Source organism: Limimaricola cinnabarinus (genome assembly GCF_047631075.1).
In the GTDB taxonomy this organism is placed as follows: Bacteria; Pseudomonadota; Alphaproteobacteria; order Rhodobacterales; family Rhodobacteraceae; genus Limimaricola; species Limimaricola cinnabarinus.
Window position 1 is genome coordinate 315,842 of sequence record NZ_JBLHYX010000001.1, and the last position, 18,644, is coordinate 334,485.

Annotated in this window: 21 protein-coding genes; 10 read left to right on the forward strand and 11 right to left on the reverse strand. The window is 67.4% G+C overall.

The features are described from left to right. Nucleotides 1-31: 31 nt before the first annotated feature. Nucleotides 32-598 (reverse strand): histidine phosphatase family protein, encoded by a 567-nt coding sequence (locus ACJASC_RS01655; RefSeq protein WP_021693720.1) that lies wholly within the window; start codon nucleotides 596-598, stop codon nucleotides 32-34. Further along, nucleotides 595-1,119 (reverse strand): bifunctional adenosylcobinamide kinase/adenosylcobinamide-phosphate guanylyltransferase, encoded by a 525-nt coding sequence (gene cobU, locus ACJASC_RS01660; protein ID WP_415142980.1) that lies wholly within the window; start codon nucleotides 1,117-1,119, stop codon nucleotides 595-597. The genes ACJASC_RS01655 and cobU overlap by 4 nt, the downstream gene beginning before the upstream one ends. Nucleotides 1,120-1,226: 107 nt before the next feature. Here cobU and ACJASC_RS01665 point away from each other — a divergent pair, with 107 nt between their 5' ends. From ACJASC_RS01665 to ACJASC_RS01690, 6 genes are all read left to right on the forward strand, one after another. Continuing rightward, complete coding sequence (locus ACJASC_RS01665; RefSeq protein WP_021693722.1) at nucleotides 1,227-2,105, forward strand: RNA polymerase factor sigma-32; 879 nt, start codon at nucleotides 1,227-1,229, stop codon at nucleotides 2,103-2,105. Between the two features lie 65 nt (nucleotides 2,106-2,170). After that, the gene (gene coaBC / locus ACJASC_RS01670) at nucleotides 2,171-3,394 is read left to right on the forward strand and encodes a bifunctional phosphopantothenoylcysteine decarboxylase/phosphopantothenate--cysteine ligase CoaBC (RefSeq protein ID WP_415142982.1); all 1,224 of its coding nucleotides are present in this window, start codon (nucleotides 2,171-2,173) and stop codon (nucleotides 3,392-3,394) included. 12 nt (nucleotides 3,395-3,406) lie between these two features. After that, nucleotides 3,407-3,883 (forward strand): dUTP diphosphatase, encoded by a 477-nt coding sequence (gene dut, locus ACJASC_RS01675; protein WP_415142984.1) that lies wholly within the window; start codon nucleotides 3,407-3,409, stop codon nucleotides 3,881-3,883. Then, the gene (locus ACJASC_RS01680) at nucleotides 3,880-4,941 is read left to right on the forward strand and encodes a HesA/MoeB/ThiF family protein (RefSeq protein WP_415142986.1); all 1,062 of its coding nucleotides are present in this window, start codon (nucleotides 3,880-3,882) and stop codon (nucleotides 4,939-4,941) included. The genes dut and ACJASC_RS01680 overlap by 4 nt, the downstream gene beginning before the upstream one ends. A 23-nt stretch (nucleotides 4,942-4,964) precedes the next feature. After that, nucleotides 4,965-6,980, forward strand: a complete 2,016-nt coding sequence (locus ACJASC_RS01685) for a M3 family metallopeptidase (protein WP_415142988.1) — start codon at nucleotides 4,965-4,967, stop codon at nucleotides 6,978-6,980. A 93-nt stretch (nucleotides 6,981-7,073) separates the two neighbouring features. Continuing rightward, a complete protein-coding gene (locus ACJASC_RS01690) occupies nucleotides 7,074-7,535 on the forward strand; it encodes a PRC-barrel domain-containing protein (RefSeq protein WP_021693727.1) in 462 nt (153 codons plus the stop codon). An 84-nt stretch (nucleotides 7,536-7,619) separates the two neighbouring features. On the opposite strand, the gene ACJASC_RS01695 is transcribed toward ACJASC_RS01690, so the two are convergent. After that, nucleotides 7,620-7,871 carry a hypothetical protein gene (locus ACJASC_RS01695; protein ID WP_415142991.1) on the reverse strand — a complete coding sequence of 84 codons (252 nt, stop codon included), beginning with the start codon at nucleotides 7,869-7,871 and terminating at the stop codon, nucleotides 7,620-7,622. A gap of 180 nt (nucleotides 7,872-8,051) precedes the next feature. Here ACJASC_RS01695 and ACJASC_RS01700 point away from each other — a divergent pair, with 180 nt between their 5' ends. After that, nucleotides 8,052-8,276 carry a hypothetical protein gene (locus tag ACJASC_RS01700; RefSeq protein ID WP_415142993.1) on the forward strand — a complete coding sequence of 75 codons (225 nt, stop codon included), beginning with the start codon at nucleotides 8,052-8,054 and terminating at the stop codon, nucleotides 8,274-8,276. A gap of 56 nt (nucleotides 8,277-8,332) precedes the next feature. Here ACJASC_RS01700 and ACJASC_RS01705 read toward each other — a convergent pair whose 3' ends face one another. Further along, complete coding sequence (locus tag ACJASC_RS01705; RefSeq protein WP_415142995.1) at nucleotides 8,333-9,220, reverse strand: cation diffusion facilitator family transporter; 888 nt, start codon at nucleotides 9,218-9,220, stop codon at nucleotides 8,333-8,335. Nucleotides 9,221-9,225: 5 nt separating this feature from the next. Continuing rightward, nucleotides 9,226-9,843 (reverse strand): SH3 domain-containing protein, encoded by a 618-nt coding sequence (locus tag ACJASC_RS01710; protein WP_415143062.1) that lies wholly within the window; start codon nucleotides 9,841-9,843, stop codon nucleotides 9,226-9,228. Nucleotides 9,844-9,975: 132 nt separating this feature from the next. On the opposite strand from ACJASC_RS01710, the gene ACJASC_RS01715 reads away from it, so the two are divergent. Both ACJASC_RS01715 and ACJASC_RS01720 read left to right on the forward strand, forming a co-directional pair. Further along, nucleotides 9,976-10,992, forward strand: coding sequence for a 2-hydroxyacid dehydrogenase (locus tag ACJASC_RS01715; RefSeq protein ID WP_415142997.1), 1,017 nt, complete (start codon nucleotides 9,976-9,978; stop codon nucleotides 10,990-10,992). A gap of 76 nt (nucleotides 10,993-11,068) precedes the next feature. Continuing rightward, nucleotides 11,069-11,284 carry a hypothetical protein gene (locus ACJASC_RS01720; protein WP_415142999.1) on the forward strand — a complete coding sequence of 72 codons (216 nt, stop codon included), beginning with the start codon at nucleotides 11,069-11,071 and terminating at the stop codon, nucleotides 11,282-11,284. Nucleotides 11,285-11,293: 9 nt separating this feature from the next. Here the strand turns inward: ACJASC_RS01720 and ACJASC_RS01725 are convergent, their stop codons facing one another. The 4 genes from ACJASC_RS01725 to ACJASC_RS01740 all read right to left on the reverse strand — a co-directional run bounded on the left by ACJASC_RS01725 (nucleotide 11,294) and on the right by ACJASC_RS01740 (nucleotide 14,256). Next, entirely contained in the window at nucleotides 11,294-11,854 is a 561-nt protein-coding gene (locus tag ACJASC_RS01725) for a hypothetical protein (protein WP_415143001.1), read from the reverse strand. Between the two features lie 23 nt (nucleotides 11,855-11,877). Continuing rightward, nucleotides 11,878-12,690 carry a 3-methyl-2-oxobutanoate hydroxymethyltransferase gene (gene panB, locus ACJASC_RS01730; protein ID WP_415143003.1) on the reverse strand — a complete coding sequence of 271 codons (813 nt, stop codon included), beginning with the start codon at nucleotides 12,688-12,690 and terminating at the stop codon, nucleotides 11,878-11,880. Further along, nucleotides 12,687-13,544 (reverse strand): pantoate--beta-alanine ligase, encoded by an 858-nt coding sequence (gene panC, locus ACJASC_RS01735; RefSeq protein ID WP_021694936.1) that lies wholly within the window; start codon nucleotides 13,542-13,544, stop codon nucleotides 12,687-12,689. Before panC ends, panB begins: the two co-directional genes overlap by 4 nt. A 64-nt stretch (nucleotides 13,545-13,608) precedes the next feature. Further along, nucleotides 13,609-14,256, reverse strand: a complete 648-nt coding sequence (locus tag ACJASC_RS01740) for an alpha/beta hydrolase family protein (RefSeq protein WP_415143005.1) — start codon at nucleotides 14,254-14,256, stop codon at nucleotides 13,609-13,611. Between the two features lie 186 nt (nucleotides 14,257-14,442). Here ACJASC_RS01740 and ACJASC_RS01745 point away from each other — a divergent pair, with 186 nt between their 5' ends. Further along, on the forward strand, nucleotides 14,443-16,941 hold the full coding sequence (locus ACJASC_RS01745; RefSeq protein WP_415143007.1) for a GcvT family protein: 2,499 nt from the start codon (nucleotides 14,443-14,445) through the stop codon (nucleotides 16,939-16,941). A 16-nt stretch (nucleotides 16,942-16,957) separates the two neighbouring features. Here the strand turns inward: ACJASC_RS01745 and ACJASC_RS01750 are convergent, their stop codons facing one another. Then, nucleotides 16,958-17,437, reverse strand: coding sequence for a VOC family protein (locus tag ACJASC_RS01750; protein WP_021694939.1), 480 nt, complete (start codon nucleotides 17,435-17,437; stop codon nucleotides 16,958-16,960). Between the two features lie 106 nt (nucleotides 17,438-17,543). Then, nucleotides 17,544-18,620: a BMP family ABC transporter substrate-binding protein gene (locus ACJASC_RS01755; RefSeq protein WP_415143009.1), complete on the reverse strand. Its 1,077-nt coding sequence runs from the start codon at nucleotides 18,618-18,620 to the stop codon at nucleotides 17,544-17,546. Between the last annotated feature and the right edge of the window lie 24 nt (nucleotides 18,621-18,644).

An 18,644-nucleotide genomic window follows, 5' to 3' on the forward strand; every position in this document is an offset into this window, starting at 1 on the left:
AAGCGCGAATGGTTTAGGATCGGTTAACAGCTCAGGGCAGGCGGTTGATCTCGACGGCGCGCCAACCCTCTGTGCCGGTTTCGATGCGAGTGAGGGACAGCGGCTCGATCCTGTGGGCGAAGACTTCGTGCGCGTCGCAGCCCAAGGCGCGCTGAAGCTGTGTCAGGATCACCCCGAAATGCGCGACCACGATCAGATCGCCCCCGGTCCAAGCATGGTCGATGGCGGCGTCGCAACGGCTGCGCAGGGCGTTCCAGCTTTCTCCGCCGGGCGGAGCCACGTCGCCGGGGCGGTCCCAGAACGCGCGGATCAAATCGGGGGCTTCGGCCTCGACCTCATCATGGCGGCGCAGTTCCCACGCCCCGAAATGGATCTCGCGCAGATCCGGATCATGCGGCAGGCGCGGGCGGTTCCCGGCCACGGCATCCGCCGTCCGCACGGCGCGATCAAGGTCCGAAGACATCACCGGGGCGGTGGGCAGCGTGGCGGCAAGACGCGCGATCGCAGCGGTGTCGGACAGATCGGCGGGCAGGTCGGACCAGCCGCACATGCCCTCGGCATGGGTCGGCCCGTGCCGGATGAGCCACAGCGCGCTCATGGCATCGCGCCCTTGAGCGCGAAGGGCAGCCCGGCCATCACGCCGATCACGGTATTGGCACGGGCGGCGAGGCGGCGGTTGAACCCGCCCTGCGCCGCGCGGAACCGCCGCGCCAGGGCGTTGTCGGGCACGATCCCGGCCCCGACCTCGTTCGAGACCACGACCAGCGGGGCCCGGCAGTCCGAGAAAGCCGCGAACAGCCGCGTCTCCTCAGCCATGAGGTCGGCCTCGGACAGCAGCAGGTTCGACAGCCACAAGGTCGCGCAATCGAGCAGCGCGATCTCGCCCACCTGAAGGCCGGAAATGGCCGAGGCTGGGTCGAGCGGCGCCTCGACCGTGCGCCAACCGGGACCGCGCGAGACCCGGTGCCGGTCGATCTTTTCGCGCATCTCCGCGTCGAAGGGCTGTGCCGTGGCTATATAAACCGCCTCTCCGCCCGCCTGCCGCACAAGGCTTTCGGCGATGTCCGACTTGCCCGAAGCGGCCCCGCCTAGAACCAGTGTCAATTTCTGCAAGGCCATGCGGGAAACTTTCTGCGAGGGGACCGCGTTAAGGGTGCAGCAAGGTGACTAGCAGGCCGCCCGGCCATGGCAAGCGCACCGACCCTTAAATGTCCGGGGACGATGACATGGCTTTTGACGGATTTGCGGACCAATCGATGACCCGCAACGCGATGCGGGCGGAACTCTTGGATGCCGAGACCGAGTTGCGGCTCGCATATGCTTGGCGCGATCAGCGTTGCGAGAAATCGCTGCATCGGCTTATCACGGCCTACATGCGGCTCGCGATTTCGATGGCGTCGAAGTTTCGCCGCTACGGTGCGCCGATGAATGATCTCATTCAGGAAGCCTCCCTCGGTCTCATGAAGGCGGCCGACAAGTTCGACCCGGATCGCGGCGTGCGTTTCTCGACCTATGCGGTCTGGTGGATCAAGGCGTCGATCCAGGACTACGTGATGCGCAACTGGTCGATGGTGCGCACTGGCTCCACTTCCTCTCAGAAATCGCTGTTCTTCAACATGCGCCGGGTGCAGGCCCGAATCGAACGCGAGGCCGCTGCCGAAGGCCGCGAGCTTGACGGCGCGACGCTGCGCAAGATGATCGCCAAGGAGGTGGGCGTGCCGCTCGCCGATGTGGAGATGATGGAGGGACGGCTCTCGGGGTCGGATTTCTCGCTCAACGCCACCCAGTCGGCGGAGGATGAGGGGCGCGAGTGGATCGAGGCGCTGGTCGATGACGGAGAGCAGGCTGCCGAACTCGTGCAGAACAGCCATGACACCGACATGCTGCGGCAATGGCTCCTGAGCGCACTTTCGGCGCTTAATGCACGCGAGCAGTTCATCGTGCGCGAGCGCAAGCTGCGCGACGCGCCGCGCACGCTCGAAAGCCTCGGCGACGAGCTCGGTCTGTCGAAGGAGCGGGTGCGCCAGCTTGAGGCCGCAGCTTTCGGCAAGATGCGCCGCAGCTTGGAGACCCAATCGCGCGAGGTCCGCGGTTTCTTCGGCTGAGCCGCCGATTGCCCCTGACGCGCCAAAGCCCTAGGGTCGCCCCGCATTGACCGCGGGGCGCAGCCATGTCGCATATCCTCCTGATCATCGGCGGCGGCATCGCGGCCTACAAGTCGCTGGAGTTGATCCGGCAGCTGTCGAAGGCGGGTCACAAGGTGACACCGGTGATGACCGAAAGCGCGGGGCAGTTCGTGACGCCGCTCTCGGTCTCCGCGCTCGCGGGCAAAAAGGTGCACGAGGCGCTGTTCGATCTCACCTCCGAGGCCGAGATGGGCCATATCCGATTGTCGCGCGCGGCCGACCTCGTGGTCGTGGCCCCCGCGACCGCCGATATGATGGCCAAGATGGCGCAGGGCCGCGCCTCGGATCTCGCTTCGACGCTGCTTCTGGCCACCGATACGCCGGTGCTCATCGCGCCTGCGATGAACGTGCGCATGTGGGACCACCCCGCGACCCGGCGCAATCTCGCCACGCTGAAGGCCGATGGCATCGCCGTGGTCGGGCCGGATGAGGGCGAGATGGCTTGTGGTGAATACGGACCCGGACGGATGTCCGAACCCGCCGCGATCCTCGCCGCGATCGAAGCCGCCCTTTTGCCCGCCGATCGGTTTCTTTCGGGGCGGCATGTGCTCGTCACCTCCGGGCCCACGCACGAGCCGATCGATCCGGTGCGCTACATCGCCAATCGCTCTTCCGGGGCGCAGGGCGCGGCCATCGCCACGGCCCTGCTGCGATTGGGCGCGCGGGTGACCTTTGTCACCGGCCCGGCCAGCGTGCCGCCGCCCGAGGGGGCCGAAATCGTCGCGGTCGAGACCGCCGCTGAAATGCTCGCCGCGGTCGAGGCGGCACTGCCCGCCGACGCCGCGATCTTCGCCGCCGCCGTGGCGGACTGGCGCGTGACGCAGGCGAGCGGTCGCAAGATCAAGAAACAGGCCGGGGCACTGCCGGGGCTCTCGCTGGCCGAGAACCCCGACATTCTCGCGCGGGTGGCGGGGATGGCCGTGGGGCGGCCCGACCTGGTCGTGGGCTTTGCCGCCGAAACCGACGATGTCGTGGCCCATGCCACGGCCAAGCGTGCGCGCAAGGGCTGTGACTGGATCGTCGCCAACGACGTGTCGCCCGGCACCGGGATCATGGGTGGCACGGAGAACGCGGTGACGTTGATTACCGAAGAGGGTGCCGAGAATTGGCCGCGCATGGCCAAGCGGGCGGTGGCCGAACGGCTCGCCGGGCGGGTGGCCGAGGTATTGGCGGCCAAGAACGGGACCGCCTCCGGCAGGCGGGTTTGAGGATTGGTGACCATGGGATCGCGCATCGGACTGAAGCTGTGCTGGACCGAAACGGCGGATCGCGCCCTGCCGCTGCCGGCCTACCAGACGACGGGAGCTGCCGGGGCCGACCTTGTGGCCAATCTCGACCCGAGCGATCGTGAGGGCGGCCTTCACCTCATGCCCGGGGCGCGGGCGCTGGTGCCCACAGGATTGCGCGTCGCGGTTCCCGACGGGTTCGAGTTGCAGCTTCGCCCGCGCTCGGGGTTGGCGCTCAGGCATGGGATCACCCTGCCCAACAGTCCCGGCACCATCGACAGCGACTATCGCGGCCCCCTCGGGGTCATCATCCTGAACGCCGGGCAGGGGGCCTTTACCGTCACCCACGGCATGCGCATCGCGCAGGCGGTGCTGGCCCCGGTGGTGCGGGCCGCCTTCGAGATGGTCGAGGATCTCGACGACACGGCGCGCGGTACGGGCGGCTTCGGCTCGACCGGGGGGGTGTCGTGATCCTCGTCGGCGTGATGATCGGGACGCTGTGGGGCATCGGCGCGCTCACCGGCGCGCCCCGGCAGGCGCGGCTCTACATGATCGGGCTGTTGATGACCGGGGTGATCGCCGCGCATCTGCTGCTTCCCGACGGCCATCCGCTGCGTATGGCCACGGGCGGCGAGGCGGCGTTCTGGCTGCTGATCCTCGCGGGTGGGGCGCTGGTCTGGGGCTATGGGCGGGGATTGCGCATGCTCAAGGCCCGCGCCGCCCCCGCCGAAGCGCCAGCGCCGCGCAAGGGGTTCTCCGAGACCGAGCTGACCCGCTATGCCCGCCACATCACCCTGCGCGAGATCGGCGGGCCGGGGCAGGGGGCGCTCAGGCGCGCGCGCGTGCTCGTCGTCGGGGCGGGGGGCTTGGGCTGTCCGGCGCTGACCTATCTCGCGGCCTCGGGCGTTGGCACCATCGGTGTCATCGACGATGACGCGGTCGATCTGAGCAATCTCGGGCGGCAGGTGCTGTTCGACGAGGCGCAGATCGGCAGGCCCAAGGTCCACGCCGCCGCCGAAAAGCTGCGCGCCCAGAACCCGCATGTCGAGATCCGGCCCTATGCGCGGCGGCTGACCTCCGAGATCGCCCAAGAGCTGTTCGGCGATTACGACCTGATCCTCGATGGCACCGACAACTTCGCCACGCGCGAGGTCGTCAACGCCGCCGCCGTCGCGACCGGCAAGCCGCTTGTCGCCGCGGCCCTGACCCAGTGGGAAGGGCAGATCTCGCTCTATGATCCCGCCCGCGGCACGCCTTGCTGGGCCTGCGTCTTTCCTCAGCGGCCCGATGCGTCGCTCATCCCCTCCTGCGCCGAGGCGGGGGTTGTGTCGCCATTGCCCGGCATCATCGGCGCGATGATGGCGGCCGAGGCGGTCAAGAGGATCGCCGGCGCGGGCGAAACGCTCGCCGGGCGGCTGATGATCTTCGACGCGCTTTATGCCGACAGCCGCACCATCGCGGTCAGGCCCCGCCCGGGTTGTGCGGTCTGCGGCGGGCGGGGGCTGGAAGCGGGGGCCGCGCGCCCATAGGTTTCCCTCCAAAGGAGACCCGCATGACCAACCCCTTCTTGGAGACCTGGGACACGCCCTTCGGCCTGCCGCCCTTCGACCGTATCGCGGTTGGCGATTGGATGCCCGCGACCGAAGCGGCACTGGCCGAGGCCCGCGCCGCCGTCGACACCATCGCCGCCAACCCCGAGGCGCCGAACTTCGACAACACCGTCGCGGCGCTCGAGATGTCGGACGAGGCGCTGGGCCGGGTGCTCTCGGCCTTTTATGCCGTGGCGAGCGCCGACAGCACGCCCGCGCTTCAGGCCCTGCAACGCGACTTCGCGCCGATGCTATCGGCACATATGTCGTGGGTGATCGGCAACCAAGCCTTGTTCGAGCGCATCGATGCGCTCTGGCAGACGCGCGAGGCGCTCGATCTCGGCCCGGAGGAGGCGCGGGTGCTGATGCTGACGCATCGACGCTTCGTGCGGGCGGGCGCGCAGCTCGAAGGGCAGGCGGCCGTGCGCATGGCCGAGATCCGCGCGCGGCTCTCGGTCTTGGGCACGCAATTCTCGCAGAACCTGCTGGCCGACGAATCCGCATGGACCATGCCGCTGTCGGAGGAGGAGCTCGCGAAGCTGCCCGCCGGGCTGCGCTCGGCCGCCAAGGCGGCGGGTGGGGGCAAGGGCGCGGTGATCACCTTCTCGCGGTCGCTCGTGGTGCCGTTCCTGCAGTATTCGCCGAACCGCGAGCTGCGCAGAAGGGCCTTCGAGGCTTGGGGCGCGCGCGGCATGAATGGCGGCGAGACCGACAACCGGGCCATCGCCGCCGAAACCCTCAAGCTGCGCGAGGAGCGCGCGAAGCTCCTGGGCCATGATGACTATGCTTCGTGGAAGCTCGAGACCGAGATGGCGGGCAGCCCGCAGGCAGTGCGCGAGCTGCTGCATGCCGTCTGGACGCCCGCGCGCGCGGCCGCCGAAGCCGATGCCGCGATCTATGCCGACATGTTGCACGCCGATGGGCATAAGGGCCCGCTCGAGCCTTGGGATTGGCGCTATTATGCCGAAGGACGCCGCCGGGCCGAGCATGAGATCGATGACGGTACGCTCAAGCCTTATCTGCAACTCGACCGGATGATCGAGGCGGCCTTTTCGGTGGCGCACCGCCTTTTTGGCATCGAGGCACGCGAGATCGAGGCCCTGGCCTATCACCCGGACGCCCGAACCTTCGAGATCACGCGGCGCGGCGAACACCTCGCCGTCTTTGTCGGCGACTGGTTCGCCCGGCCCTCCAAACGCTCGGGCGCTTGGTGCACAACGATGCGCGACCAGCATCGAATGGCGGGTCGCGACGTGCGGCCCCTCGTGCTCAACGTCTGTAATTTTGCCAAGCCGGACGCAGGCGAGCCCGCGCTCTTGTCCTTCGACGATGCGCGCACGTTGTTTCACGAGTTCGGCCATGCGCTGCACCAAATGCTCTCGGACGTGACCTATGAGAGCATCTCGGGCACCTCGGTCGCGCGCGATTTCGTGGAGCTGCCGAGCCAGCTCTTCGAACACTGGCTCGAAGTGCCCGAAGTGCTGCGCGAGTTCGCCACCCATGCCGAGACCGGTGAGCCGATGCCCGAGGCGCTGATGGACAGGATGCTGGCCGCCGCCAATTTCGATCAGGGCTTCGCCACGGTCGAGCAGACCGCTTCGGCCATCGTCGATCTGGAATTCCACTGCGGCACAGCACCCGCCGATCCGATGCAGCGGCAGGCCGAGGTGCTGGAAGAGATCGGCATGCCACGCGCCATCGCCATGCGCCATGCGACACCGCATTTCGCGCATGTCTTCTCGGGCGACGGCTACGCGGCGGGCTATTACAGCTACCTGTGGTCCGAGATGATGGATGCCGACGCCTTCGAGGCGTTCCGAGAGACCGGCGACGCGTTCGACCCCGAGACCGCCGCCCGGTTGGAAGAACACGTGCTGTCGCGGGGCGGCTCGGAAGAGGCGGGCGTGCTCTATGAGCGGTTCCGCGGCTCGACGCCGGATGTCGCGGCGCTGCTCAGGGGGCGGGGACTCGCCGCCTGAGCATCCAGACCGCGCTCGGCAAGGGAATATAGGAACTTTGGCTGGACGGGCCCGTTGGTGAGGCAACATCGAATGATGAAAAGGAACACGAAGATGAAACTGCTTACTGCAAGCGCTCTCGCTCTCAGCATCGGCGCCACCGGCGCCTTGGCCGAAACCCATGCCATGACCGATTTCTCGACCATGACGAGCGCCGACATGGCTGGCATGCAGGGCGAACTCATTCGCACCCGTGACATCACCGGCGGTGCGATCTACACCACCAACGAGGCCGACGACGAAGGCTGGGACACGGTCGGCACCTATGACGCGCTTGGTCCGGACTGGAACGAGATCGGCGAGATCGAAGACGTGATCCTGTCGCGCGACGGCCAGATGATCGGTGTCGTGGCCGAAGTCGGCGGCTTTCTCGACATTGCTGACAAACACGTGATGCTGGCCACCGGCGACGTGCGGCTCGTTGCTGTCGATGATCGCAGCTATGCCATCGTCACGCGCATGAACGAAGAGCAGCTCGAACAGCTTGAAGGCGTCGATGAAGGCTTCTGGGACTGATCTCTTCACGGATCGTCTAGTTCATGGACAAGGGGGCGCGGATCACCGCGCCCCCTTGGTTGTTTTCCGCGAAGCTTATCCTGTTCAAGTCGACTTGCGATGGGCCTCGGCGGCTTCGGAGATGTGGTGCATCTCGTCGGCAAGAGCGCCCTCGATCGACAGGCCTTCGCCAGGGACGGCTCCGGGGTCTTCCTCGTGGCCGCTCATGTGGCTGCGGTCGCGGACATATTCGCGCAGGTCGTCGCCCGCCGGGCCTTCGAAGGTGGCCACCAGACGGGCGAGCACCTTGCGCTGGGCCAGAAGGCGGCCTTCGAGGGTTTCGATCGTCACGGTCATGGGGCAGCCTCCGGGCGTGGGTCAATGGGCAGGGTTATCTATGAGGGGCCAACGTCGCTTGCCCCCGCGCTGTTCCCCCGGCGCCGCTGCGCCAGCGTCTGCAAACGTACGGGGCGGAACGGAGCCACCGAGCCGCACGTTCCGATTTCGAGACCTGAAACACTGCTTGGAACCATTATCATGAGACATCGACAGAGCCGTGGGCCCGGTGCCCTGACGACGCTGGCGCTTCTTGGCGGTGCGCTCTGGCTGGCCCGCCGTTATCGCCACGAGATGCGCGACGCAGTGCAGGCGGGCATGGATCGCAGGCAGCCGCAGGCGCGCTCGGGCGCGGCCTTCGCGCATGACGACGGGCCGGTGCGGCAGGCCGGACGCGAAGAAATGCGCGACCCGCCCCGCCGCTAGGACCTGCAGGACGAGACCGTGGACGAGAGCTTTCCCGCCTCGGACCCGCCGTCGAGCTACTGAGGTCGGACCGGGTCCTTGTGGATGATCACGTCGGCGCGAGGGTAACGCTCCAGTATTGCGCGCTTGAGCGCCGCGCCGATGTCATGCGCCTGCGTCAGGCTCTGTGAGCCATCGAGCTCGATGTGCAGGTTGATGAAGACGCGCCCCCCCGAGCGGCGGGTGCGCAGGTCATGATGGCCATGCACACCGGGAAAGCCGCGGGCGATGGCTTCGATCCCGGCAACGGTCTCGGCATCGACCGCGCGGTCCATCAGGGCGTCCCACGCGTCGCGCCCGATCCGCAAGGCCCCTTGCGCCATGAGGAGCGCGGCCCCGATGGCCACGGCGGGATCGATCCAAGCAAAGTCGAAGCGGCGCGAGGCCCAGAGCGCGCCGATGGCGCCGATGGCCGGGACCAGATCGCCGAGGTAATGCAGCGAATCAGCGGCGACGACGCGGTTGCCGGTGGAGCGCGCGACATGGCGCTGCCAACCGACCAGCGCGAGGGTGAGCGCGATCGACAGCCCCATCACTGCGATGCCCGTGGTTTCGGCGCCGATCGCAGCGGGGGCGGGCGAGGCCAGCCGCTGCGCCGCGGCCCCTGCGATCATCGCCGCCGAGATCAGGATGAACAGGCATTGCCCCAATGCCGCCAGATCCTCGGCGGCGCTGTGGCCGAAGGCATGGTCGTCATCGGCGGGACGGGCGGCATAGGCGATGGCGGCCAGCGCGCCCAAGGACATCACCAGATCGAGCGCCGAATCCGCCAGGGTCGCGGCCACCGAAAGCGCGCCGGTCTGGAACAGCGCCCAGAGCTTGGCCGCGATCAGCACCAGCGCCACGGAAACAGAGGCGATGCCGGCCGAGAGGTTCAGCCGGTCGTCGGTGTCGCGCGGTGCCACCGGGATCAGTCCCGGGTCTCGTCCGGGGCCACGCCCCACGTCAGCGATTTGGGCGCCCAGCCCTTGTAGCCCCCGGCGCTCAGCTCGCACCAATCGGGTTCGCAATCGCCCAGACGCGCCACCACCCCGGCTTCGAGTTGGGCGACGATCGTGGCGGTCTCCTGCGGTTTCGCGCGCAGCGGCAGCGCCTCGGCGTCAACGATCACCGTGCGCACGCCCGAGAGCATCGCGTAATGCATCCAGCCGCCCACGCCCTCACGGTCGGTGACACGGCGCCAGTGGCCGTATTCGGCGGTGACCTGAAGCGGCATGTCCCGGCGCAGGAACACCCAATCGATACGGTGCGACAGTGACGGTCCGCGCCGCACATTGCCCCGATCGGTCGACAACGAGACGAATCGCGGCAAGGGCAGGTTGGTCTCGGGGCCACGCACCGGCCCCTCGGGCAGGGAGACGTCCTGTCGGGGCGCAATCCGGGCAGGGGCGGGGGCTGCAGCTGCCGGGGCGGGTACCACTGCGGGCTCTGCCGTCGGTGCGGCGGTAGTGCTGCCGAGCCCCACGGGGCGCAGCCTCGGACGTCCCTCGCCGTCCTGCGCCTGCGCAGGCAGCGCCAAGGCCGCCATCAAAAGCGCCGCGATTGGTCCGATATTCATCATCCGAGCTGTGTCCGTCCGGTCTCGATGCCATGCCCATGGGGTACGCGAGGGGCGCGTTCTTGCGTCGCGCGCCCGGTCCCGGCACTCTGTCACGATGCCATGGCGGGGAAAAGCGCAAGGGAGTGCGGTGTGGCGGAGAAACGCCTTCGTGTGATCGCGACGCGACGCCTGCCCGAGCCGGTGGAGGCGCGGCTGGCGGCGATGTTCGATTTCGTGCCCGGCCCTGCCGAAGCGCCGCTGTCGCGCGAGGCGCTCGATACGGCTCTGGGTACGGCGGAGGTGCTCATCACCACGCTGTCGGACCGGATCGACGCGGACCGACTCGTCGCCGCCGGGACCGGACTGCGGCTGCTTGCCAATTTCGGCGCGGGCGTTGACCATCTTGATGTCGCGGCAGCCGCGCGGCGCGGTATCGCGGTGACCAACACGCCTGATGTGGCCACCGAGGACACCGCCGATGTGGCCATGGTCCTGATCCTCGCGGTGACACGGCGGCTACCCGAGGCCTTCGCCTTGCTGCAATCGAACCAGTGGGAAGGCTGGTCACCGGATCTTCTGCTCGGCGGACGCATCGCAGGGCGCAGGTTGGGGATTCTCGGGATGGGCCGGATCGGGCAGGCGGTGGCGCGGCGCGCGGCGGCCTTCGGCATGGAGATCGGCTACAACAACCGAAACCGGCTTCCCGAGGCGGTCGAGACCGCTCTGGGTGCCCGGTGGTGGCCCAGCCTCGACCAGATGATCGCCCAATGCGACGTGTTGTCGATCAACTGCCCGCACACGCCCGCGACCTATCACCTTGTCAACGCCCGCCGTATCGCGCTGATGAAGCCCGGGGCCGTGGTGGTGAACACCTCGCGCGGCGAGGTGATCGACGAGAACGCGCTGACGCGGGCGTTGCGCGCGGGTGAGATCGGCGGGGCCGGGCTCGACGTTTTCGAGAAGCGGCGCGAGATCAACCCGCGCCTGAGAGCACTGCCCAACGCCGTGCTGCTGCCGCATATGGGTTCGGCCACGGTCGAGGGGCGGGTGGCAATGGGCGAAAGGGTGATCGCCAATATCATTGCGTTGGCGAATGGTGCGGAGCCTCCCGATCTCGTGACTCCACGGAATGCCTGAGATTGCCGGGCGGCGGGAACCCGCATGGCTCCCGCCGCGTTGCGAGCGCAATCAGGACAAGTCGGATTCCGTTCGCATGCGCAACTGGGCCATCACCTTCTTCACCCTCGCTCTGCTCTCGGGTTTTGCCCGTCTGGGCGCGAACACCCATGCGGATCTGAGCGCGGCGCGCATTCTGATGGTGATCTTCGGCGTGCTTGGCGCCTATGCCGCGACGATGTGCCACCTGCGGTCGCGGAGCGTGTCGCGTGGACGCCGGCGGCCCGCCGATGACGGGCCGCTCAACGTCTGAAATACTCGTTCAGTTCGAGATGCGCCGCGCGAGGCGTTGACCCGGAAGATCGGCGCCGAGCACTTGGGCGCGGGCGTCCCGCGAGAACCCTGCCAGCAGGTCCCGGTAATAACCGCCGGCGGAATTGGCGACCGCGCCGATGACCGTGCCGGTACGGCTTTCGGCGGCTTCTCCTGCTAGGACCTGTATCGTGTAGCTCGCCCGCAGAGCGCCCGCAGGATCGACGATCCGCACCGCCCCCGAAAGCCGCGACTGATCGCGGCCCAGCGCAGTCGAAGTGCCGCCCGCGAGGTTGAGCCGAGAAACCTCGACCAGCATCTTCCATCGCCCGCCACGGCCCAGACGATCGGCGAACTCGCGGCTCAGCGCGGCGTCGAGATCCGGCGCGATGCGGCTGGTGTAATCACGGGCGGCCCCGCTCTCGAACCCTGCGCCCTCGGCCGTCACCACGATGTCGGCAAGCTGCATCTCGCCCCGTGCGGCGCGTGACAGAGGGTTCGGGTCGGGCGTGCCGCAGGCGGCGAGAAGCCCCGCGAGACCAAGGGCGATCATGTGGCGGCGATTGAACATGTCCATTCCTTCAACAAGGTACCTCAGCGGTATACCTCGTCCTCGGTCGGAAAGGCGCGTGACTTCACGTCCTCGGCATAGCGTTTCACCGAATCCTCGATCATCGGGCCGAGCTGTCCATAGACCTTCACGAATTTCGGGGTCCACGGGTTCAGGCCAAGCATGTCCTCGAGCACGAGGATCTGGCCGTCGCATTCGGCCGAGGCCCCGATGCCGATGGTGGGGATCTCGATGGCCTTGGTGATCTTGGCCGCCAGCGGCTCGACCATACCCTCGAGCACCACGGCGAAGGCCCCGGCCTCTGTCACCGCCTTGGCATCCTCGACATGCGCCTCCCACGTCTCTTCGTCCCGGCCTTGGGTCTTGAAGCCGCCCATGACGTGGCTCGACTGCGGCGTCAGGCCGATATGAGCCATCACCGGGATGCCGCGCTCGACCAGAAAGCGGATCGTCTCGGCCATGCGCGCGCCGCCCTCGAGCTTGACCGCGCCGCACTGGGTCTCCTTCATGACCTTGGCGGCATTGCGAAACGCCATGGCGGGGCTTTCCTCGTAGCTGCCGAAGGGCATGTCGACCACGACCAGCGCCTTTTTCGTGCCGCGCACCACGGCGCGGCCATGCATGATCATCAGCTCGAGCGACACACCGACCGTGCTCTCCATGCCGTGCATCACCATGCCCAAGGAATCGCCCACGAGGATGAAATCGGCGTAGCGGTCGACGATGGCGGCGGTATGCGCGTGATAGGACGTCAACGACACGATCGGCTCGCCGCCCTTGCGGCGGGCGATCTGCGGAACGGTGACGCGGCGGATCGTCTCGGTCTGGCTGCTCATGGGGTAATCTCCCTTTGATCGATCAAGAGGACCTCGCCGAACCGGGCCGAGATCATGATGGCTGCGGGCTCCGACAACGGCGCGTCGGGCGAGTGGCGCAGGAACGCGAGGCTGCCGGGGCTGACGATGTCGAGCCCGGTAAGCGTGGCGCGCGGCTCGTCGGCGATGGTGGCGCGGATCGCCGCCTCGATCTGCGCCGGGCTGGCACGCTCCATCGCCATCCGCTCGGCCCGGTCGAGCGCGCGGTTCAGGCACACCGCCGCGGCCCGGTCTTCGGGCGTCAGCCGGACGTTGCGCGACGACATGGCGAGCCCGTCCGCCTCGCGCAGGGTCGGCACGCCGTGGATGTCGATGCCCATGTGCAGGTCATGCGCCATGCGGCGGATCACCTGCAGCTGCTGGTAGTCTTTTTCGCCGAAATAGGCGGCGTCGGGCCGGGTGATGTTGAAGAGCTTGGTCACCACGGTGGCGACGCCCCGGAAATGTCCGGGCCTGAGCGCGCCGTGCATCCGCACCGCGAGGTCGCGGGTCTCGACGATGGTCTCGTCGGCTTCGGGATAGATTTCGTCCGCGCGCGGGATCAGCACCGCGTCACAGCCCGCCGCCTCCAGCATCGCCAGATCGGCAGCTTCGGTGCGCGGATAGGTCTCCAGATCCTTGGGGTCGCCGAACTGTGTCGGGTTCACGAAGATCGTCGCCACGACCCGCCCGTGGTCGCGCTTGGCCGCCGCGATCAGGCTCATATGCCCCGCATGCAGCGCGCCCATCGTGGTCACCAGCCCGACGCTGTGGCCGGTCGCGCGAAACCCCGCGACCGCGTCGCGGATGGCGGCGATGGAGCGGCAGACGTGCATGGTTGTCCTCCCAGACCTTGGCCGTCTTTTACGGGGGCGAAGAGGGCCTTACAACAGGCCGCGCTCAGCCGGTGGGTGGCCAGGCCTTGGGAAAGCTCGCGGGCAGGGGGCCGTCTTCGAGCAGCTTTGCATAGCTTTCGATCGAATGCCCCTCCTCGACGTCATGGGCGGGCGGGTTCAGCCAGTGGACCGAGCCGATATGGCGAAAACCGAAGAAGCGCGGCGGCAGGTGGCACAGCGTGTCGTCGGTGCGGCAGATATTAAGAACGAAGCCCTCGCGGCCGAAATGCGCGCGCTCGTGGTAGGGGCGCGGGCTGCCGAAGGAGAGGCTCGGCACGCCGAGCGAGGCGCCGACGATCTGCGCCGAGGCGCCGCCCAGCGAATGGCCGATGATGAAGGCCGGTTTCTGCGGCTTGGCAAAGGCATAGACGATCTGCGCGTGTTCGAGGAAGCCCGCATGCCACAGCGCGCCGCTGTCACCCGGCGCCATGCGAAAGCCATGCGCGTCGGGGGCGCGGTCGTGGATGAAGTCGAAGTTGAACTCGAACCAGTCGGAGAATTCGTTGGTGCCGGCGATGTAGAGGATGCCGCGTTTGAGCATTGCCGCCTGCACGCCGCGCAGGTCGATGGTCTCGACGACGTCGGGGCCGTCGATCCCGCCATCCATCCGGTCGATGATGCGCGCCGCCTCGGCGACATCGAGCGTCTTCATGATCGGCCTCCTGCAAGGGATCCCGTGGAACGTGCCTTCATTGAGAGCCGCTGCGCCGCGCCTGTCCAGAGTTTCCGCGCCTCTGCGCCGCTCTTGTCGCATTCGACGCGCGAGATGTCGCCGGGCCTCGGGCCACGCGCGGGATTCGCGCGATGGTTCGGACGAGGCCAGCCCGGAGTGCGCGCGATGAAGACCCATGTGAAAGCCCTTGTCATCGGCGGTGGCGCCGTCGGCACCTCGATCGCCTACCACCTCGCCAAGGCAGGCTGGCAGGACGTCATGCTGCTGGAGCGCGACGAGCTGACCTCGGGCTCGACATGGCACGCGGCCGGCCTGCTGCCTTATTTCAACATGTCCTACGCCACGACTTGGATCCACGACCACTCGATCAAGCTCTACAAGACGCTGGAGCAGGAAACCGGCCTCGACGCGGGCTTTTTCGTGGTGGGCAACCTGCGCATGGCGCAAACGAAGGCGCGCATGGACGAATACATGCTCTATGCCTCGACCGCCGAGACGGTGGGCGTGCCGTTCGAATGGATGACGCCCGCGCAGATCAAGGAGCGCTGGCCCTTGGTGCGCACCGACGACCTCGAAGGCGCGATCTACCACCCTACGGACGGCTACATAAACCCCGCCGACGTCACCATGGCGATGGCCAAGGGCGCGCGTCAGCGCGGCGTGACGATCGAGCGCAAATGGCAGGTCGACGGCTATGACTGGACCGGCTCGGAATGGCGCGTGACCATCACCAAAATGGTGGAGAAGGGCGGTAACCTCGTCCCTTCGGAGGAGCAACAGGTCATCACCGCCGAGCATGTGGTCACCGCCACCGGCAACCATGCGCAGCGCACGGCGCGGCTTCTGGGGCTCAAGATCCCGGCGATCCCGGTGGAGCACCAGTTCATCGTCACCGAGCCCGACCCGGCCTTGGTCGAATGGCGCAAGAGCAACGAGCAGCACCCCGTTCTGCGCGACGCCGATGCCAAGTGGTACGTGCGCGAGGAGCGCGGCGGCTGGATCCTCGGGCCCTATGAGCGTGGCGCGCCTGCGCGCTTTCCCTATGGCGTGCCGGACAGCTTCCGCGCCGACCTGTTCCCGCTCGATCTCGACCGGATCGAAGAGGAATACATGTCGATGATCCATCGCATTCCGTCCTCGGAGGAGGTAGGTCTGAAAGACGATTTCAACGGGCCGATCTGCTATACGCCCGATGGCAATCCGCTGATCGGCCCGGCGCCGGGGCTGCGCAACATGTGGCTGGCCGAGGGTTTCTCGTTCGGCATCACCGCCGCCGGCGGTGCCGGGCATTACCTCGCGCAATTGATGGTCGAGGGCGAGGCCGAGATCGACATGGCGAGCCTCGACCCTAAGCGGTTCGGCGACTGGATGACCACCGACTATGCCGTGGTCAAGAACGAGGAGGCCTACGAGCACGTCTATATCCTGCACCACCCCGACGAAGAGCGGCCTGCCGCAAGGCCGCTGCGCACCTCGCCCGCCTATGACCGGCAAAAGGAAAAGGGCGCGCAGTTCGGTGTCGTGAACGGCTGGGAGCGGCCCAATTATTACGGCCCCGTCGATGCGCCCGAGAGCTTTGATCATGACGCGCGGAGCTTCCAGCGCGGCGGCTGGTGGGAATACGCGGCGGCGGAAGCCAAAGCGATCCGCGAGGGTGTCGGCCTGATCGACGCGACCGCCTTCACCAAGCATATGGTCACCGGGCCGGGTGCTGCGGCCTTCCTCGACTGGTTCACCACCAACAAGCTGCCCAAGGTGGGCCGTATCAACCTTACCTACGCGCTGACCGATGCGGGCACCACGCGTACCGAATACACCATCGTGCGGCTGGCCGAGGACCGGTTCTACCTCGTCTCGGCAGGCGCGTGGAGCGCCTATGATGCCGACTTCCTGCGCAAGGCGGTGGAAGACCGCGAGCCCGAATTCGGCCGGATCGACGTGCAGGACGTGACGACGCAATGGGGCGTCTTCGCCATCGCGGGGCCGCGCTCGCGCGAGGTGCTGAACCGGCTGGTGCGCGACGCGGAGCCTTCGACGGTGCTGTCGAACAAGCGGTTCCCGTGGCTGTCATGCCGCGAGATCGAGCTGGGCATGGTGCCGGTGCGGGCGCTGCGCGTCGCCTATACCGGTGAGCTGGGCTGGGAGCTGCATCACCCGATCGAGATGCAGAACCACCTGTGGGACAGACTGATGGAGGCGGGCGCGCCCTCGGGCATGAAACTGGTGGGGGCGCGTGCCCAGAACTGGCTCAGGCAGGAAAAATCCTACCGCGCCTTCGGCACCGAGCTGGGCCGCGACGCGACGCCACTCGAGGCCGGGCTGGATCGTTTCGTGGATCTGTCTAAGGAGTTTCACGGCAAGGCGGCGATGGAGGGCATCGGCATCCGCTCGAAATGCGTGACGCTGCTGATTGACGGGCCGCGGGACGCCGATCCGTGGGGCCGCGAAGCGCTCTATGCGGGCGGGGAAAAGGTCGGGCGGCTGACATCGGGCGGCTGGTCGGCAGCTTTCGGCAAATCCATCGGCATGGGCTATGTGCGCCCCGATCTCGCGACGCCGGGCACGAAGCTCAAGCTCCGCATGTTCCGCGAGCTTTGGGACGCCGAAGTGTGCGAGGACAGCCCCTATGATCCGACGAACGCCACGATCCGGTCGGATGGCTGAAAGGGAAGGGACGGCGTCAGCCGCCCTCCCAGGCACGGCGGAGCGCCGCGAGGTCGAGCTTCACCATCTCCATCATCGCCGCCATCAACCGCTTCGACTGCGCCTCATCGGCTTCACGCATCATCTGCTCGAAAGGCTCGGGCACCAATTGCCAGCGCAGGCCGAAGCGGTCCTTCAACCAGCCGCCCTGCATCTCTTCTCCGCCATCCGCGAGCAGGGCGAACCAGAGCCGGTCCAGTTCGATCTGGTCGGGGCAGGGGACCGACAGCGACACTGCCTCGTTGAACATGGCGTAGGGCCCGCCGTTCAACGCCTGCATCTGCTGTCCGTCGAGGCTGAATTCGACAAGGACGACGTCGCCCGCTTTGCCGCCGGGCCAGTCCACGGCGCTGGTGTTGCGGGCGGTGACCTGCGAGTTCGGGAACACCGAGACGTAGAATTCGGCGGCCCGCTCGGCCTGTCCGTCGTACCACAGGCAGGGTCTGATCTTCGGCATGTCGAGTCCTCCTCCGATGGTAGTTTGCCATACCAAGACGCGTCGCAGGACAGAAAAAGACCCGCCGGATGGCGGGCCTTTCGCATGTCTTGAGACGCGCACAGGCCTACTGCGGGATGTCGCCCTTGAGGCCCTCGACGTAGAAGTTCATGCCCGCGAGCGTCGCGTCATCGGCGGTCTCGCCCTCGGCAAGCCAGTCCGAGCCATCCTGCTTCTTGATCGGGCCAGCAAAGGGGTGCACCTCGCCGGCGGCAATGGCGTCCTTGAGCTCGAGCGCCGCCTGCTTGACGTCCTCGGGCACGGCATCGGTGATTTCGCCGATCTCGACCATGCCGCTGTCGATGCCGTCCCAAGTGTCGGTCGATTCCCAAGAGCCGTCGATCACCGCGCCGACGCGGTCGATGTAATACTGGTTCCAGTTGTCGATGATCGAGCTGACGCGGGGGTTCGGCGCGTAGTCGAACATGTCCGAGGCCTGGCCGAAGGTGATGACGTCGCCCGCCGCCTGCGCCGCCGCCTGCGGCGCGGTGGAATCGGTGTGCTGCAGGATCACGTCGGCGCCTGCGTCGATCAGCGCCTTGGCGGCCTCGGCCTCCTTGGCCGGGTCGAACCAAGTGTAGGCCCAGACCACGCGGAACTCGACCTCGGGGTTCACCTTCTTGGCTTGGATGTAGGCGGCGTTGATGCCGCGGATCACCTCGGGGATCGGGTAGGAGCCGATATAGCCGATGATGTTGCTCTCGGTCATCTCGCCCGCGATCAGGCCCTGCACCGCGCGCCCCTCGTAGAAGCGGGCCGAGTAGGTCGAGACGTTGTCGGCGCGCTGGTAGCCGGTGGCGTGCTCGAACTTCACGTCCGGGAACTTTTGGGCGGCGTTCATCGTCGCCTCCATGAAGCCGAAGGAGGTGGTGAAGATCATGTCCGCACCCTGCAGCGCCATCTGCGTCAGCACGCGCTCGGCGTCGGGGCCTTCGGGGACGCTCTCGACATAGACCGTCTCGACTTGGTCGCCGAACTCCTCCTCGACGGCGAGGCGGCCCTGATCGTGCTGATAGGACCAGCCCAGATCGCCGATCGGGCCGACATAGATGTAGCCCACCTTGGTCTTGTCGTCCTGCGCCATCGCGCCGGTGGCGAGGCCCATGGCGGCGGTGGCACCCAGAAGCACTGTCTTGAAGGTCATGTCATTGTTCCCTGTTGGTGGATC

What these genes read in the sequence shown, in the direction of transcription:
- ACJASC_RS01655 (WP_021693720.1), bottom strand. Translation starts at nt 598, where the DNA reads ATGAGCGCGCTGTGGCTCATCCGGCACGGGCCGACCCATGCCGAGGGC.
- cobU (WP_415142980.1), bottom strand. Translation starts at nt 1,119, where the DNA reads ATGGCCTTGCAGAAATTGACACTGGTTCTAGGCGGGGCCGCTTCGGGC.
- ACJASC_RS01665 (WP_021693722.1), top strand. Translation starts at nt 1,227, where the DNA reads ATGGCTTTTGACGGATTTGCGGACCAATCGATGACCCGCAACGCGATG.
- coaBC (WP_415142982.1), top strand. Translation starts at nt 2,171, where the DNA reads ATGTCGCATATCCTCCTGATCATCGGCGGCGGCATCGCGGCCTACAAG.
- dut (WP_415142984.1), top strand. Translation starts at nt 3,407, where the DNA reads ATGGGATCGCGCATCGGACTGAAGCTGTGCTGGACCGAAACGGCGGAT.
- ACJASC_RS01685 (WP_415142988.1), top strand. Translation starts at nt 4,965, where the DNA reads ATGACCAACCCCTTCTTGGAGACCTGGGACACGCCCTTCGGCCTGCCG.
- ACJASC_RS01690 (WP_021693727.1), top strand. Translation starts at nt 7,074, where the DNA reads ATGAAACTGCTTACTGCAAGCGCTCTCGCTCTCAGCATCGGCGCCACC.
- ACJASC_RS01695 (WP_415142991.1), bottom strand. Translation starts at nt 7,871, where the DNA reads ATGACCGTGACGATCGAAACCCTCGAAGGCCGCCTTCTGGCCCAGCGC.
- ACJASC_RS01700 (WP_415142993.1), top strand. Translation starts at nt 8,052, where the DNA reads ATGAGACATCGACAGAGCCGTGGGCCCGGTGCCCTGACGACGCTGGCG.
- ACJASC_RS01710 (WP_415143062.1), bottom strand. Translation starts at nt 9,843, where the DNA reads ATGGCGGCCTTGGCGCTGCCTGCGCAGGCGCAGGACGGCGAGGGACGT.
- ACJASC_RS01715 (WP_415142997.1), top strand. Translation starts at nt 9,976, where the DNA reads ATGGCGGGGAAAAGCGCAAGGGAGTGCGGTGTGGCGGAGAAACGCCTT.
- ACJASC_RS01720 (WP_415142999.1), top strand. Translation starts at nt 11,069, where the DNA reads ATGCGCAACTGGGCCATCACCTTCTTCACCCTCGCTCTGCTCTCGGGT.
- ACJASC_RS01725 (WP_415143001.1), bottom strand. Translation starts at nt 11,854, where the DNA reads ATGTTCAATCGCCGCCACATGATCGCCCTTGGTCTCGCGGGGCTTCTC.
- panB (WP_415143003.1), bottom strand. Translation starts at nt 12,690, where the DNA reads ATGAGCAGCCAGACCGAGACGATCCGCCGCGTCACCGTTCCGCAGATC.
- panC (WP_021694936.1), bottom strand. Translation starts at nt 13,544, where the DNA reads ATGCACGTCTGCCGCTCCATCGCCGCCATCCGCGACGCGGTCGCGGGG.
- ACJASC_RS01740 (WP_415143005.1), bottom strand. Translation starts at nt 14,256, where the DNA reads ATGAAGACGCTCGATGTCGCCGAGGCGGCGCGCATCATCGACCGGATG.
- ACJASC_RS01745 (WP_415143007.1), top strand. Translation starts at nt 14,443, where the DNA reads ATGAAGACCCATGTGAAAGCCCTTGTCATCGGCGGTGGCGCCGTCGGC.
- ACJASC_RS01750 (WP_021694939.1), bottom strand. Translation starts at nt 17,437, where the DNA reads ATGCCGAAGATCAGACCCTGCCTGTGGTACGACGGACAGGCCGAGCGG.
- ACJASC_RS01755 (WP_415143009.1), bottom strand. Translation starts at nt 18,620, where the DNA reads ATGACCTTCAAGACAGTGCTTCTGGGTGCCACCGCCGCCATGGGCCTC.